Source organism: Pseudomonas sp. NFACC45 (genome assembly GCF_900113505.1).
GTDB lineage: Bacteria > Pseudomonadota > Gammaproteobacteria > Pseudomonadales > Pseudomonadaceae > Aquipseudomonas > Aquipseudomonas tehranensis.
On the sequence record NZ_FOPO01000003.1, the window covers coordinates 198,687 to 213,212 of the forward strand.

Consider the following 14,526-nt stretch of genomic DNA (forward strand, 5'->3'; position numbering starts at 1 on the left):
TCGCGAGCAGGCTCGCTCCCACAGGGGACGGTGTTTCATTTATTTTTTGCGAGGTTTCACCGGATGCGAACCCTCGGCATCATTTGCCTTTTACTGTTTCTGAGCGGGTGCAGCTCGCTGCTGTTCTACCCCGAACGCGGCCTGCCTTTTACCCCCGAGCGGGCCAAACTCGAGTATCGCGACGTCGCCTTGACCACCGCCGACGGTCTCAGGCTCCATGGCTGGTGGTTGCCGGTCAAACAAGGGGTGGAGGTTAAGGGCACCGTACTGCACTTGCACGGTAACGGCGGCAACCTGGCCTGGCATCTGGGGGGGAGTTGGTGGTTGCCCGAGCAGGGTTACCAGGTATTGATGGTGGATTACCGCGGTTACGGCCGGTCCGAAGGCGAGCCGAGCCTGCCGGCGATCTATCAGGACATCGATGCGGCGTTCAAATGGCTCGACCAGGCGCCTGAGGTTCAAGGCAAGCCGCTGGTGCTGCTCGGCCAGAGCCTGGGCGGCGCGCTGGCGGTGCATTACCTGGCCGATCATCCCGAGCGTCAGCCGCGACTCAAGGCCCTGGTGCTCGATGGCGTGCCCGCCAGTTATCGCGACGTAGGGCGTTTCGCCCTGAGCACGTCCTGGCTGACCTGGGCCTTGCAAGTGCCGCTGTCCTGGCTGGTGCCCGACGGTGACAGTGCAATCGGTTCGGTGGCGCAATTGAAGGGCGTGCCGAAATTGATCTACCACAGCCTCGATGATCCCATCGTGCCTCTTTCCAACGGCATCCGTCTGTATCAAGCTGCGCCGCCGCCCAGGGTCCTGCAGCTGACTCGCGGTGGGCATGTGCAGACATTCGCCGACCCGGTCTGGCGAACGGTGATGCTGCGCTATCTCGACGACCCCTGGCACTTCGACGGCTTGCGCCGCCTGGGCGAGATCCCGAATTATCCGAAATCATCCGTTGAATCTTCAGAGAGCCCGCAATGAGCGAAGAACGTAACGCCATCCCCCTGATCATCACCGGTATCTGCAGCATCCTCGGCACCGTCGCGGTGCTCTGGTACTACGGCTACCTGCACTTCGCCAAGCCCGAGGATGCGTTGCTGCTCAACGAGTTCACCATGCTCAAGACTGTGCCGGGTGAAGACTACAAAGTCGCTCTGGAACCGGCCCCACAGGTCGCCCAGTGCATCGATGGTGTGCTGGTGCTGTTCGACACCGAACAGAAAGGCCTGACCGGCGTGCTGATCAACGAGAAGAAGCGGGCGGTGCGGTGCATGGGGCAGGAGACGCCGCAGAAACTTGAGCCGTAACCTCAAGGACGCCACAAATCTCCTGTGGGAGCGAGCCTGCTCGCGATGACGGCAGGTCAGCCGACTTAGGTGTTGACTGACCCACCGCTATCGCGAGCAGGCTCGCTCCCACAGGGAATATGACCAGCTCAACAAAATGTGTGCGGCCATAAAAAAGCCCCGCCTGATCAAGTCAGGCGGGGCTTTTCAGTTGCGGTCAGCCGATCAGTTGGCGCTCATGGTCGAGCGCGGGGCGACGGGTTGGTTGTCGTTGGAGATGGTCACCTCCACCCGACGGTTCATGGCACGGCCCGAGACGCTGGTGTTGTCCGCCACCGGGAATTCCTTGCCGTAACCCTGGGTCACGATGCGGGATTGGTCTACGCCCATTTTTACCAGCTCGCGTTGTACGGAAGCGGCGCGGCGCTCGGACAGCGACTGGTTGTAGGCGTCCGAACCGGTGCTGTCGGTGTAGCCTTCGATGATCACTTTACGGTCGGGGTTTTCCTGGAGGAACTGGGCCAGTTTATTCACGTTGACCAGGCCGCTGGAACGCAGCTCGGACTTGTTGGTGGCGAACAGCACGTCACCGAAAGTCACCAGCGTGCCGCGTTCGGTCTGCTTGGCGTTGAGGCTATCTTGCAGTTGCTTGATCTGAGCGTTACGGGCCTCGAGCAGAGCACGGGCGCGTTCGTCGCCGGCGTTTTTCAGTTCGGCCTCGGCATTGCGCAGTGCGATGGTCTGCTTGGCCACTTCCACGCGCTGGTTGGTCAGATAGGCCAGTTGGTCCACCTTGGCTTCGTCTTCCTTGTCCATGTAAGCCTTGTCGGCTTTGGCCAGGAAGTCGGCGGCGTCCTTGGTTTCCAGAGCGGCAACCTTGGTCGCGGCCGGGTCGGCCTGCAGACCGTTGTAGTTGGTACGGGCCTGTTCCAGGTTCACGTTCGGATCTGTGGAACACGCGGCCAGCGAGACGCAGGCGGCCAGCAGGGCGGGGATCATCAAGTGTTTGTGCATCATAGTCTGTCGTCCTTTTATCAATGAGAAGTACGTCGCGGCGTGAACGGCTTACTGAAGCTTGTTCATGCCTTCCTGACGCAGTTCCTGAACCCCTTTCTGGGAGTCCTTGAGAGCCTGTTCGGCCTTGGCGGCCTGGGCCTTGCGCTCAGCGACACGGGCGTCCCACTCGGCCTGCTCGGCCAGACGCTTGGCTTCTTCGTAGTTCTTGTCGTGCATCGCGATCTCGGCCTGCTTGAGCTTGTCCTGGGCCGACTTCATTTCCACGGCGGCGAATTCGGTACCGCCGGCGCTGACGGCGCTGTTGACCGCCGATTGGGTCACCGCGTACTGCTCCGAAGGCGGGTTGCCGGCGCAACCGGCGAGAATGAAGCTGCTACCGATAGCCAGGGCAGCCAACTTCAGGCCGCGCAGGCCAGTGGATGAGGGTTTGGCAGTGCAGGTATTCATAGGCTTCAACTCCATTGGAAAACTCCTGAAAAAACTACAGATCCATGCTGGGACCGAAGCCGTGACGTCTGTTTCGGCGCTGGCGCCAGGACGCGTTTATTTAAACGACCGTTCCAGTATGGTTACTCGGTGTGACCTGAGGCGTTTTTCAAAAGTTCAGCGAGGATGGCCAATCGCCAAAAGTTTTACTGACTGATCGGTCAGCGCCAAAAAAGCTGAACTTTCAAGGCGCGCAGCGGTATCCCCAGCCTTTCCCGAGCATGTTTATTTTTGGCGTATACCTGTAGGAGCTGCCGCAGGCTGCGATCTTTTGATCTTCGGCTGGAGAACTGAAAAAGATCGCAGCCTTCGGCAGCTCCTACGCAAGAGGTGTATCAGTGTTTGGCTTTGTCGTTGCGCGAGGAGAGTTCGTGCAGATGACGGCGGGACAGGGCGAGAAATCGCGGGGTCGGGCCGACGTCTTCGTACAGCGGGTCACCTTCTTCATCGGTGGCCACCACTTGCGAGCCCTTGATGTAAGGGAAGCTGGCTTCCAGTTCTTCCAGCGCCGCCCCGATCAATTCGCCGAGCAATTCCTCGGGTTGGCGCTTGGGGTACATCTCGCAGATCGCCGCCAGTCGTGCGGCGGCCTCCACGTCAAGATGAATGGTGTAGCCGGTCTGGGTCAGGCAACCCTTGGCATTTTCTTCCCAATGCTGGGCGAGCTCACGGATTTTCATGATGGCCTCAATAGCCCGCGGATGGCAGGCGCGCAGAGTGACAAGCCTTTGTGTGGCTTATCCATGAGACTAGCTTTGTCCGACAAGGTTTAAAGTCTCTTCGTCGCTTGTCATAAACGACTTGCGTCGGCACTCTCTCTTGATCGTGTAACCCAAGAGCTGTCCGGACCTTTTGCTGGAGAACTGCTGATGACCGATATCGATGCACGCTTGCGCGAGGATGTTCACCTGCTCGGCGAGCTGCTGGGCAACACCATCCGCGAACAGTACGGGGACAGGTTTCTCGACAAGATCGAGCAGATCCGCAAGGGCGCCAAGGCCGATCGACGCGGCTCCATGGACGCTGAACTCAGTGCCAGCCTCAATCAGTTGGGCGAGGACGAACTGCTGCCGGTGGCGCGGGCGTTCAATCAGTTCCTCAACCTGGCCAACATCGCCGAGCAATACCAACTTATCCACCGGCGCGAAGAGTCCAAGCCGGCACCGTTCGAAGCGCGGGTGTTGCCCGAACTGCTCGCCCGGTTGCGGGCCGAGGGCCATGGCGCTGAGTCCCTGGCGCGGCAATTGGGGCGGTTGGAAATCGAGCTGGTGCTCACCGCCCACCCCACGGAAGTGGCCCGGCGCACGCTGATCCAGAAATACGACGCCATCGCCGCGCAACTGGCGGCCCAGGACCACCGCGATCTCACCAGCGCCGAGCGCGCGCAGATCCACGAGCGGCTGCAACGGCTGATCGCCGAAGCCTGGCACACCGAAGAAATACGCCGCACCCGACCGACCCCGGTGGACGAGGCCAAGTGGGGCTTTGCGGTGATCGAGCATTCGCTGTGGCAGGCCATTCCCAATTACCTGCGCAAGGCCGATCAGGCCCTGCATGCCGCCACCGGCTTGCGCCTGCCGCTGGAGGCTGCACCGATCCGCTTTGCCTCGTGGATGGGCGGCGACCGGGATGGCAACCCCAATGTCACCGCTGCGGTGACCCGCGAAGTGCTGTTGCTGGCACGGTGGATGGCGGCGGATCTGTACCTGCGCGACGTTGATCATCTGGCGGCTGAGCTGTCCATGCAAAAAGCCAGCGAGGCTTTGCGCGCCCAGGCCGGTGATAGCGCCGAACCCTACCGTGCCGTGCTCAAACAATTGCGTGAACGCTTGCGCGCCACGCGCAATTGGGCGCACGAGTCCCTGAAAGTCACCACCCCAGCCTCTGCCGATGTATTGCAGAACAATCGCGAACTGCTGGACCCGCTGGAGCTTTGCTACCAGTCCCTGCACGAGTGCGGCATGGGCGTTATCGCCGACGGGCCGCTGCTCGACTGCTTGCGCCGGGCGGTGACGTTCGGATTGTTCCTGGTGCGGCTCGATGTGCGCCAGGACTCCACGCGCCACAGCGCAGCCATGACCGAAATCACTGACTACCTGGGCCTGGGCCGCTATGAGGACTGGAGCGAGGAGCAGCGCATCGGCTTTTTGCTGGAGGAGCTGAACAACCGGCGTCCGCTGCTGCCCGCTCATTTCAAACCGTCGGCCGATACGGCGGAAGTCCTGGCCACGTGCCGGGAAGTGGCGGAGGCGCCGGCGGCGTCCCTGGGCTCGTACGTGATCTCGATGGCGGGGGCTGCTTCCGATGTGCTCGCGGTGCAGCTCTTGTTGAAAGAGGCCGGCGTATTGCGGCCCATGCGGGTGGTGCCGCTGTTCGAGACCCTGGCCGACCTGGACAACGCTGGGCCGGTGATCGAGCAACTGTTGCTGTTGCCGGGCTATCGCTCACGGCTGCAAGGGCCTCAGGAGGTGATGATCGGCTATTCCGATTCGGCCAAGGATGCCGGCACGACAGCGGCGGCCTGGGCACAGTATCGGGCCCAGGAACGGCTGGTGGACATTTGTCGCGAACAGCAAGTCGAACTGTTGTTGTTCCATGGCCGCGGAGGCACTGTGGGGCGTGGCGGCGGTCCGGCTCACGCGGCGATTCTGTCGCAACCGCCGGGTTCGGTGGCCGGGCGATTCCGTACCACTGAGCAGGGTGAAATGATTCGTTTCAAATTTGGCCTGCCGGACATCGCCGAACAGAATCTCAATCTGTACCTCGCCGCAGTGTTGGAAGCGACACTGCTGCCACCGCCGCCGCCCACACCTCAGTGGCGTCATCTGATGGATGAACTGGCGGCTGACGGGGTCAAGGCTTATCGCGCCGTGGTGCGGGAAAATCCGCAATTCGTCGAGTATTTCCGCCAGTCCACACCCGAGCAGGAACTCGGCCGTCTGCCGCTTGGCAGCCGCCCGGCCAAGCGCCGGGCCGGAGGCATCGAAAGCCTGCGGGCGATCCCGTGGATCTTCGGCTGGACCCAGACGCGCCTGATGTTGCCGGCCTGGCTCGGTTGGGAGACCGCCCTGAGCAAGGCGCTGGCGCGCGGCGAGGGCGAGTTGCTGGGGCAGATGCGCGAGCAATGGCCGTTTTTCCGCACCCGCATCGACATGCTGGAGATGGTGCTGGCCAAGGCCGACGCGGACATCGCGCGCTCCTACGATGAACGTTTGGTCGAACCTGGGCTGCTACCGTTGGGCGAGCATTTACGCGACCTATTGTCGCAGGCGTGCTCGGTGGTCCTGGGGTTGACTGGCCAGTCGCAGCTACTGGCACATAGCCCTGACACCCTGGAATTCATTCGCCTGCGCAACACCTACCTGGACCCCTTGCACCTGTTGCAGGCTGAACTGCTCGCCCGCTCGCGGCAGCAGGACGTTGCCCAGGGCAGCCCCGTGGAACAGGCGCTTCTGGTGTCTGTGGCGGGGATTGCCGCCGGTTTGCGCAACACCGGCTAAGGTTAAGCAGCGTACCGAAACGGCCCGTCCGGTATCCCCCAAGCGGGGGCCGGGTGGGCAGGGAGAAGGTCGGGTGGGCGACAGTTTGTTGTCCGGTTGCGACGATCGCCACCTCCTCCAAAGGTCGCGTCGGGCGCGGGTTCCTTCGACTTTCGGCGGCTTGTGTGGGTCGGGCCTGCTGTGTATCTTGATCAGCCTTTGGCCGTTTGGGCGGTCACGATCCTGTTTTCCGAGATTGGCCCCACGAGGCGAATCCGAGCGTTTACATAAAAAAATTGAGGAGCACATCGATGCGCGTCATTCTGCTGGGAGCTCCCGGGGCCGGTAAAGGTACTCAGGCAAAGTTCATCACCGAAAAATTCGGTATCCCGCAAATCTCCACTGGCGACATGCTGCGTGCCGCGGTCAAGGCCGGCACCGAGCTGGGTGTCAAGGCCAAGAGCATCATGGATGCCGGCGGCCTGGTGTCGGATGACCTGATCATCGCGCTGGTCCAGGATCGTATCGCTCAAGCCGATTGCGCCAACGGCTTCCTGTTCGACGGTTTCCCGCGCACCATTCCGCAGGCCGAAGCCTTGGTTACGGCTGGCGTGGAGCTGGACCACGTTGTCGAAATCGCCGTCGACGACGAGGAGATCGTTCAACGCATTGCCGGTCGTCGTGTCCACGAGCCGTCCGGCCGTGTCTATCACACCGTTTATAACCCGCCGAAACTCGCTGGCAAGGACGACATCACCGGTGAAGCACTGGTGCAGCGCAAGGACGATACCGAAGAAACCGTGCGCCATCGCCTGTCGGTCTACCACTCCCAGACCAAGCCGCTGGTGGAGTTCTACCAGAAGCTGTCCGCCAAGACCCAGGGCAAGCCCAAGTACAGCTACATCGCGGGGGTTGGTTCGGTTGAAGCGATCACCGGCAAGGTGCTTGAAGCACTGAGCTGAAAAGTCTGCTGTGCAGCAACCAACTACGGCCCGCTTGCGGGCCGTAGTTGTTTATACTGGCGCACTTTTTCCCATCTGATTTACGGACACACCGATGAGCACCTTGCTGGCCCTGGATACCGCGACTGAAGCTTGTTCCGTTGCCTTGCTGCACGACGGCAAGGTCACGAGCCATTACGAGGTGATCCCGCGCTTGCACGCCCAGAAGCTGCTGCCGATGATCCAGCAATTGCTCAGCGATGCCGGCACCACTTTGCAGGCTGTGGATGCGATTGCCTTTGGTCGTGGGCCGGGAGCGTTTACCGGCGTGCGCATCGCCGTCGGCGTGGTGCAGGGCCTGGCGTTTGCCCTGGAGCGACCGGTGTTGCCGGTGTCCAACCTGGCGGTACTCGCCCAGCGCGCCTTGCGTGAACAGGGCGTCAGCCAGGTCGCGGCGGCCATTGATGCGCGCATGGACGAGGTGTATTGGGGCTGCTACCGCGAAACCGATGGTGAGATGCGCCTGGTGGGCGTCGAAGCGGTACTCCCCCCCGAAGCGGCGGCTTTGCCTGCCGACGCCAGCGGCGACTGGTTCGGCGCCGGTACCGGTTGGGGCTACGGCGAGCGGATTGCCGTCCCCCTGAGCGGCCAGGACGCCTCGATGCTGCCCCATGCCGAAGACCTGCTGACCCTGGCCCGCTTCGCCTGGGAGCGCGGCGAAGCCATCCCGGCCGACGATGCCCAACCGGTGTATCTGCGGGACAAGGTTGCAACACCCAAATCCGAACGGTAAACCCAGGCTGAACCGAACTCCCCAGTGGGCAGCGTTGTAGGAGCTGCCGAAGGCTGCGATCTTTCCATTGACACTTGAATCCTAAGTGCAAAATCAAAGATCAAAAGATCGCAGGCTTCGCCAGCTCCTACACTCAGTCGTGTTGAATTCTTTTGTCAAAAAAGTTATTTCCCCACCCCAAAGTCACACCCAATATTACCAGTCGTCATTTTTTCTCCCCGTTTTTAAACCTTTTTGACTTTATGTGCTCTAGTTATCACTTGCGCATTTGCGCGGCTGCGAAAGTGCCGCTAAATTGCCATCATTGATACCGAGCATTCTGTTATGCGTATAGACGGCGTTTCATCCCAGTCCTACCCCATCAAACGCAGGCCTCGTGCCGGCAAAGTTGCTGCGGATGAGTCTTTCGATGACATCGATGGCGAACTGGAATTTCCGTCCGAAGAGCAGCTGGCTGCCCGCGCTGCCAAAGCCTCTGCGCAACGCCTGAGCAATCTGCCGGCCCGTCAGCAAGACATGCTGTATCACCGCGCCATGAGCCGCAGTGTATCCGCGGCCCTGGCCAGCTACCTGAGCACAGCCGGTTTCGTTGATTGGGATATGGAAGTGCTGGGACTCGACCTCTACATCTGATGGGGTTGCCTTACTACCTGGGCTGTCCGTCCTGGAGCGAAAACGCCTGGCGCGATTATCTTTATCCGCAAGACGCCAAAAGCTCCGAATTCCTGAAACTCTATTCTCAAGTGTTCAACGCCGTGGAAGGCAATACGACCTTCTACGCCAGCCCCTCTGCGGCCATCGTTCAGCGCTGGGCCGAGAGCATGCCCGAGCAGTTCCGCTTCACCGCCAAGTTGCCCGGTGACATCAGCCACAACGGCGATTTGCGTGAGCACCTGACGGCCATCGAAACTTTCGTGAAGTTGCTCAGCCCCCTGGGCGAACGGGTTTCACCGTTCTGGTTGCAGTTATCCAAGGCCTTTACCCCGAACCGATTGCCGGAGCTGGCGGGCTTCATCGATGCCTTCGAGCGACCCCTGGCCGTGGAGGTCCGTCACGGTGACTTCTTTGCCAAGGGCGATGCCGAACGGCAGCTCAACCGCCTGCTCCTTGATCGCGGAGTAGAACGCATCTGTCTGGATCCCCGGGCATTGTTCAGTTGCACCTCGACCGATCCAGCCGTGCTCCATGCTCAATCGAAGAAACCGCGCGTACCGCCCCGGCCGACCGCGTTCACCCACTGCCCGCAGGTCCGTTTCATCGGCCATCCGATACTGGAAGCCAACGAACCGTTCCTCACGCCCTGGGTGGAAAAAATCGCCGGGTGGATCGAAGAGGGGCGCACGCCTTATATCTTTCTGCACACCGCCGACAACGTACTGGCGGCCAAACTCGCGCAACACTTTCATAGCCGATTGATGAGCCGTTTGCCTGGCTTGCCGGCCCTGCCTGAGCTATACAGAGAACCCGCCGCCGAGCAACTGGGTTTGCTCTGAGGCGAAAATTTCCTCTGCCAAGGAGTGATTTCCATGGATGCGCAAACCCGTCGAGCCCAGGCGTTCAAAGCCTTGCATGAACGCGAAGGTGCGTTCGTCATTCCCAACCCGTGGGACGCCGGTTCGGCAAAAATGCTTGCCAGCCTCGGCTTCGAGGCCCTGGCCACCACCAGTGCCGGTTACGCTTTTTCCCTGGGACGGCCCGATGGTGCGGCGGGGCTGGATGACACCCTGGCCAATGTCCGGGCGATTGTGGCGGCCACTGACCTGCCCGTGGCGGTCGATCTGGAGAACGGCTTTGCCGACGAGCCCGAGGCGTGCGCCCGCAGCCTGATCCGCGCCGCGCAGGCCGGCGCGGTGGGGGGTTCGATCGAAGATGCCACGGGCCGCGAAGACAGTCCGATCTATGGCTTCGAGTATGCCGTGGCGCGGGTTAAAGCCGCGGCCGAGGCGGTGCGCAGTTTGCCGTATCCCTTTGTGCTGACCGCCCGGGCGGAAAACTTCCTCCACGGCAATCCCGATCTGGATGACACGATCCGCCGCCTGAAGGCGTTCGCCGATGCCGGTGCCGACGTGCTGTATGCCCCAGGCTTGAACTCGGCCGAACAGGTGCTCGCGGTGGTCCAGGCGGTGGCGCCGAAACCGGTGAATGTGTTGATGTCCGGGGCGCTGGACCTCACGGTCGCACAGTTGAGCGAGATGGGCGTCAAGCGCATCAGTGTCGGCTCCGCCCTGGCCCTGGCGGCGTATGGCGAGTTCTTCCGTGCCGCCGAGGAAATCCGCGAGCAAGGCTCGTTCACCTTCACCCGTCGTTCGATGCCTTTCAACCAGGCTAACCAGCTCTTCAAGGGTTGAGACCGAGGCATTGTCGTGCGGGTTCTGAAAGGTCTTACGTTCTTGCTGCTGGTCGTTGGCGTCGCAGTGCTGGGCGTATGGCGCGGCTGGCTGGCGGTGCCACCGCAGTGGAATCCCTGGGCGCCCCTGGACGTCAACGTGCCGCCGAACTTGCTGACCCGATACAAACTCATGGCCCTGCGCAACGATCCGCAACTGTGCGACCAAGCGCTCGCGACCTCGGGGCTACGGGCCACTCGCCAGGCCGACAGCAGTCCCCAGGCCAGCTGCCCGCTGAGCAATGTGCTGAGGGTGCAGGGCGGCGAGGTGGCGTTGAGCAGCAGTTTCCTGGCCAGTTGTCCGCTGGCGGTTGCGTTTGCCTTATTTGAACGGCATGCGCTGCAGCCGGCGGCGCTGGCGACCTATGGGCAGAAAGTGGCGCGGGTCGATCATCTGGGCAGTTTCGCCTGTCGCAACCTGTACGGTCGTGAGAGCGGGGCGCGCAGCCAGCATGCCACGGCCAGTGCGCTGGATATCGCCGGCTTTCGCCTGGCGGACGGTCGCAGCGTGAGCGTGCTCAAGGACTGGCCGAAGGACAACACCCACGCCCAATTTCTGCGCCAGGTGCGCGACGGGGCCTGTGACGTGTTCAATGTGGTCTTGAGCCCGGATTACAACGCAGCGCACCGCAACCATTTTCATCTGGATGTCGGGCCCTGGTGGATTTGCCGTTGATTCAGGCGGCGATGCGCAGGTTCTGCAACACGATCGGGCGTGCCCAGCGGGTATCGAAGTCCAGTTGCTTCTGCTGTGCCACCAACTCCTCTTCCGGGAACGGTGGGAACGGCTTGTCTAGGAGGTCCAGTTCGAATTCGGCAATCGGCAGGTGCAATGGACGTGGCTGAGGCGCTGGGCCAGGTTCTGGCAGCGGTTGGCCGGCGGCAAGAACCAGAGGGCGAACCCAGTTGCTTTCGAAGGTCTGCTGTTTTTGCTGGGTGGCGATTTCTTCCGGAGGGAACGGCGGGAAGGGTTTATCCAGCAGGTCGAGTTCAAATTCAGCGATTGGCAGGAACAGCGGCTCAGGCGGTTTGACTGGGGTTTCTGTCACTTGGCAGTTGCGCTGGCTGACAATGTGCTCGAGCAATTCGGCGCCGAGGGTCGGTTCAACAGCCTCATCGAGGGCGACTGGCTGGTAGCTGCCAGGCGCCGGTGCGTTTTCACCCAGTTGATCGGCCAGGGCCCGGGCAAAAAAATCCTGCCACAGGTGACTGACGCCGCTCAGGGCTTGGGTGTTGCGCAGGCTGTAATCGCCGTAAGGGGAGATGACGCCTATCGATGTGGATTGAATGTCTGACATTTTTCTCGGTCGACGCTCAGCTCTGGCAAAATGCCGTTCACCGTTGTTATCGGCCGTTTTTGCCGATCCTTAATTTTTTGAGCATGTTTCCATGAATGAGCAACCTGCGGTCTGCCGCATCCATGTCGAGGCCCTGGCCCCGGCCTTCCAACTGCAGGCCGAGCACTGGGCACAGCGCCTTGGCCTGCCGTTGCAGGCGGACGATGGCGAGTTTGCCTTGCAGGTCGGCGAGCAGGGGCTGCAATTGCAGCAACTGGGGCCGGACGCGCCGGGACCGGTGCGGGTGGACTTCGTTGAAGGCGGCGCGGCCCATCGCCGCTTGTACGGCGGCGGCAGTGGCCAGATGATCGCCAAGGCTGTCGGTGTCGCCCAGGGCGTACGTCCGCGTGTGCTGGATGCCACGGCTGGGTTGGGCAAGGATGCGTTTGTGCTGGCCAGCCTGGGCTGTGAAATGAGCCTGATCGAGCGCCAGCCGCTGATCGGCGCATTGCTTGAGGATGGCCTGGCCCGAGCAGCGGAGGATTTCGATGTGGCGCCGATCGTCGCCCGCATGCGTTTGCTCAAGGGCAATTCCATCGAGGTGATGCGCAACTGGCAGGGCGAGCCGCCCCAAGTGATCTACCTGGACCCGATGTTTCCTCATCGTGAGAAAACGGCCCTGGTGAAGAAGGAAATGCGCCTGTTCCGGCCGCTGGTGGGCGACGACCTGGACGCTCCAGCGCTGTTGGCCGCGGCCCTGGCCCTGGCCACCCACCGGGTCGTGGTCAAGCGCCCGCGCAAGGCACCGTGCATCGAGGGGCCAAAACCCAGTCATGGGCTGGAGGGTAAGTCCAGTCGCTACGACATCTATCCCAAGAAGGCGCTCAAGGCCTGAGACCGCGTCGCCTGCATCGCGAGCAGGCTCGCTCCCACAGCGGATGTGTGTCGGTCACAGAACGGGTGATCAACACCTTACCCTGTGGGAGCGAGCCTGCTCGCGATGAGGCCCGCCCAGTCGACGAAAATCTATCAGCTGATCTGCGGTCGATAAGCCCGCATAAACAACCCCACCACTTCCTCGACATGCGCCTCGGCTGCTGCGGCTTCCAACGGTGCGCCGCAGCCATACAGCAAGCGGAAATTCGCCGCGCCCTTGATCAGGCAGAAGAAGTGTTCCGCCGCATTGCGCGGTTTGTCGATGCTCAGGGCGCCGCTCTGGTTGACCTTGGTCAGCAGCCTTTCCATGCCTGAGAGCATCCGTTGCGGGCCGGCTTCAAAGAAGATCGTCGACAACTGCGGGTCCTGGCTGCCCAAGGCCATGATCAACCGATGCAGGTTCACCGATTCATCACTGTTGATCAGTTGGTGAAAACCACGGGCAATGTTCAACAACACATGTTCGATCGGCACCCCGTCAGGCCATTCGAAGAAAAGCGGCGGCACTTGCTCTTCGCACTTGGCCACCACGGCAGCGGAAAACAGCGTTTCCTTGTCGTTGAAGTGACTGTACACCGTCAGCTTCGACACACCGGCCTCGGTGGCGACCGCGTCCATGCTGGTGTTGGCATACCCCAGGCTCACGAAGAGTTTTTTTGCCGCGTCGAGGATGGCCTGGCGCTTGGCCAGATCCTTCGGACGGCCTGGGCCGTTGGGAGGTGAAAGATTGTTCGACATTATTCGCTTTTAATACTGGACTGGTGAGTTTGCTATTAATAACATACTCGCCAGTATAATTATTCCAAGCACCATTAGCGAAAGGTCACTCGCCATGTTCCGCTATGCCTTGCCCCTCGCCCTGCCAGTGAGCCTGGTTTTTTTATTGTCTGCGTGTGGTCAGGACGAACCCGTGTCCCTGGCCGTGCGCCCCGCCATGGTGGTGCAGCCAGAGCCTTCGGGCCAAGCGATGGAAAGTTACCCGGGTGAAGTCAGAGCGCGATTCGAGCCAGACCTGGCCTTTCGCATCGGCGGCAAAGTCAGCCGACGACTGGTCGAAGAGGGCCAGCGAGTCAAGGCCAACCAGCCCCTGGCCGAGCTCGATCCCCAGGATGTGCGCCTGCAACTGGAAGCCACCCGTGCCCAGGTCGCCGCCGCCGAAGCCAACCTGAACCTGGTACGCGCTGAACGTGATCGCTACAAAACCTTGATGGAGCGGCAGATGGTCAGCCGCTCCCAGTATGACAACGCAGAAAACCTCTACCGCTCCGGTGCCGCGCGGCTCAAGCAGATCAAGGCTGAATTCGATGTCGCCAGCAACCAGGCCAGTTACGCGGTGTTGCGCGCGCCTCAGGATGGCGTGGTGGCCCGGCGTTCCGTGGAGGTCGGGCAGGTGGTGTCGGCCGGTCAAACGGTCTTCACCCTCGCCACCGACGGCGAGCGTGAAGTGCTGATCAGCCTGCCGGAGCAGGGCTTTGGCCGGTTCAAGATTGGTCAGCCGGTCTCTGTGGAGTTATGGAGCCAGCCCGATCAGCGTTTCAGCGGACGTATTCGCGAACTGTCGCCAGCCGCCGATCCCAGATCCCGCACCTTCGCCGCTCGCGTTGCCTTCACTGCCGGCAGTGTTCCGGCTGAGTTGGGCCAGAGTGCCCGAGTGTTTATCCAGACCGGCGACCAAGTGTCGCTGTCGGTGCCACTGTCTGCACTCACCGCCGAGAACGGCGCCACTTACGTGTGGGTAGTCAACGGCAATAACACCTTGAAAAAAGCCCCGGTGCGCGTCGGCCCGTTTGGCGAAAAAACCGTTCCGGTGCTTGAAGGGCTGAGTCCCAATGACTGGGTCGTCGCAGCCGGTGTGCACGTGCTCCTCGACGGTCAGCAGGTGCGGCCGGTGGATCGCTCCAACCGCGTGGTCAATCTGGCGGTCAAGGAGTAATTCC

16 protein-coding genes are annotated in these 14,526 nt (G+C 61.6%); 11 read left to right on the plus strand and 5 right to left on the minus strand.

Annotated elements, in window-relative coordinates; translation table 11 throughout:
* Window positions 1-63 precede the first annotated feature (63 nt).
* Both BM132_RS06515 and BM132_RS06520 read left to right on the plus strand, forming a co-directional pair.
* The gene (locus BM132_RS06515) at window positions 64-969 is read left to right on the plus strand and encodes an alpha/beta hydrolase (protein ID WP_092454115.1); all 906 of its coding nucleotides are present in this window, start codon (window positions 64-66) and stop codon (window positions 967-969) included.
* Entirely contained in the window at window positions 966-1,295 is a 330-nt protein-coding gene (locus tag BM132_RS06520; RefSeq protein ID WP_047227531.1) for a PA3694 family proteiin, read from the plus strand. Before BM132_RS06515 ends, BM132_RS06520 begins: the two co-directional genes overlap by 4 nt.
* 204 nt (window positions 1,296-1,499) lie before the next feature.
* On the opposite strand, the gene BM132_RS06525 is transcribed toward BM132_RS06520, so the two are convergent.
* From BM132_RS06525 to BM132_RS06535, 3 genes are all read right to left on the minus strand, one after another.
* Window positions 1,500-2,288: a lipotoxin F family OmpA-related lipoprotein LptF gene (locus tag BM132_RS06525; RefSeq protein WP_092401349.1), complete on the minus strand. Its 789-nt coding sequence runs from the start codon at window positions 2,286-2,288 to the stop codon at window positions 1,500-1,502.
* A 51-nt stretch (window positions 2,289-2,339) separates the two neighbouring features.
* Window positions 2,340-2,753, minus strand: a complete 414-nt coding sequence (locus BM132_RS06530) for a DUF4398 domain-containing protein (protein ID WP_047227532.1) — start codon at window positions 2,751-2,753, stop codon at window positions 2,340-2,342.
* Window positions 2,754-3,112: 359 nt separating this feature from the next.
* On the minus strand, window positions 3,113-3,457 hold the full coding sequence (locus tag BM132_RS06535) for a pilin assembly protein (RefSeq protein WP_092454117.1): 345 nt from the start codon (window positions 3,455-3,457) through the stop codon (window positions 3,113-3,115).
* A gap of 189 nt (window positions 3,458-3,646) precedes the next feature.
* On the opposite strand from BM132_RS06535, the gene ppc reads away from it, so the two are divergent.
* From ppc to BM132_RS06570, 7 genes are all read left to right on the plus strand, one after another.
* Window positions 3,647-6,277, plus strand: a complete 2,631-nt coding sequence (gene ppc / locus BM132_RS06540) for a phosphoenolpyruvate carboxylase (protein ID WP_092454119.1) — start codon at window positions 3,647-3,649, stop codon at window positions 6,275-6,277.
* A gap of 290 nt (window positions 6,278-6,567) precedes the next feature.
* Window positions 6,568-7,218, plus strand: coding sequence for an adenylate kinase (gene adk / locus BM132_RS06545; RefSeq protein ID WP_047227535.1), 651 nt, complete (start codon window positions 6,568-6,570; stop codon window positions 7,216-7,218).
* A 94-nt stretch (window positions 7,219-7,312) separates the two neighbouring features.
* Window positions 7,313-7,990, plus strand: coding sequence for a tRNA (adenosine(37)-N6)-threonylcarbamoyltransferase complex dimerization subunit type 1 TsaB (gene tsaB, locus BM132_RS06550; protein ID WP_092401281.1), 678 nt, complete (start codon window positions 7,313-7,315; stop codon window positions 7,988-7,990).
* 324 nt (window positions 7,991-8,314) lie between these two features.
* Window positions 8,315-8,623 (plus strand): hypothetical protein, encoded by a 309-nt coding sequence (locus tag BM132_RS06555; RefSeq protein WP_047227537.1) that lies wholly within the window; start codon window positions 8,315-8,317, stop codon window positions 8,621-8,623.
* Window positions 8,623-9,483, plus strand: a complete 861-nt coding sequence (locus tag BM132_RS06560) for a DUF72 domain-containing protein (protein ID WP_092401278.1) — start codon at window positions 8,623-8,625, stop codon at window positions 9,481-9,483. Before BM132_RS06555 ends, BM132_RS06560 begins: the two co-directional genes overlap by 1 nt.
* A 33-nt stretch (window positions 9,484-9,516) precedes the next feature.
* On the plus strand, window positions 9,517-10,338 hold the full coding sequence (locus tag BM132_RS06565; protein WP_092454121.1) for an isocitrate lyase/PEP mutase family protein: 822 nt from the start codon (window positions 9,517-9,519) through the stop codon (window positions 10,336-10,338).
* Between the two features lie 15 nt (window positions 10,339-10,353).
* On the plus strand, window positions 10,354-11,052 hold the full coding sequence (locus BM132_RS06570) for an extensin-like domain-containing protein (protein ID WP_092454123.1): 699 nt from the start codon (window positions 10,354-10,356) through the stop codon (window positions 11,050-11,052).
* Window position 11,053: 1 nt separating this feature from the next.
* On the opposite strand, the gene BM132_RS06575 is transcribed toward BM132_RS06570, so the two are convergent.
* Complete coding sequence (locus tag BM132_RS06575; protein ID WP_092401269.1) at window positions 11,054-11,674, minus strand: energy transducer TonB; 621 nt, start codon at window positions 11,672-11,674, stop codon at window positions 11,054-11,056.
* A 91-nt stretch (window positions 11,675-11,765) separates the two neighbouring features.
* On the opposite strand from BM132_RS06575, the gene BM132_RS06580 reads away from it, so the two are divergent.
* Window positions 11,766-12,548 (plus strand): class I SAM-dependent methyltransferase, encoded by a 783-nt coding sequence (locus tag BM132_RS06580; protein ID WP_092454125.1) that lies wholly within the window; start codon window positions 11,766-11,768, stop codon window positions 12,546-12,548.
* Between the two features lie 134 nt (window positions 12,549-12,682).
* Here BM132_RS06580 and BM132_RS06585 read toward each other — a convergent pair whose 3' ends face one another.
* The gene (locus BM132_RS06585) at window positions 12,683-13,327 is read right to left on the minus strand and encodes a TetR/AcrR family transcriptional regulator (protein WP_092401263.1); all 645 of its coding nucleotides are present in this window, start codon (window positions 13,325-13,327) and stop codon (window positions 12,683-12,685) included.
* Between the two features lie 94 nt (window positions 13,328-13,421).
* Between BM132_RS06585 and BM132_RS06590 the strand changes: the two genes are divergently transcribed.
* On the plus strand, window positions 13,422-14,522 hold the full coding sequence (locus BM132_RS06590) for an efflux RND transporter periplasmic adaptor subunit (RefSeq protein WP_092401260.1): 1,101 nt from the start codon (window positions 13,422-13,424) through the stop codon (window positions 14,520-14,522).
* The last annotated feature ends 4 nt before the right edge of the window (window positions 14,523-14,526 follow it).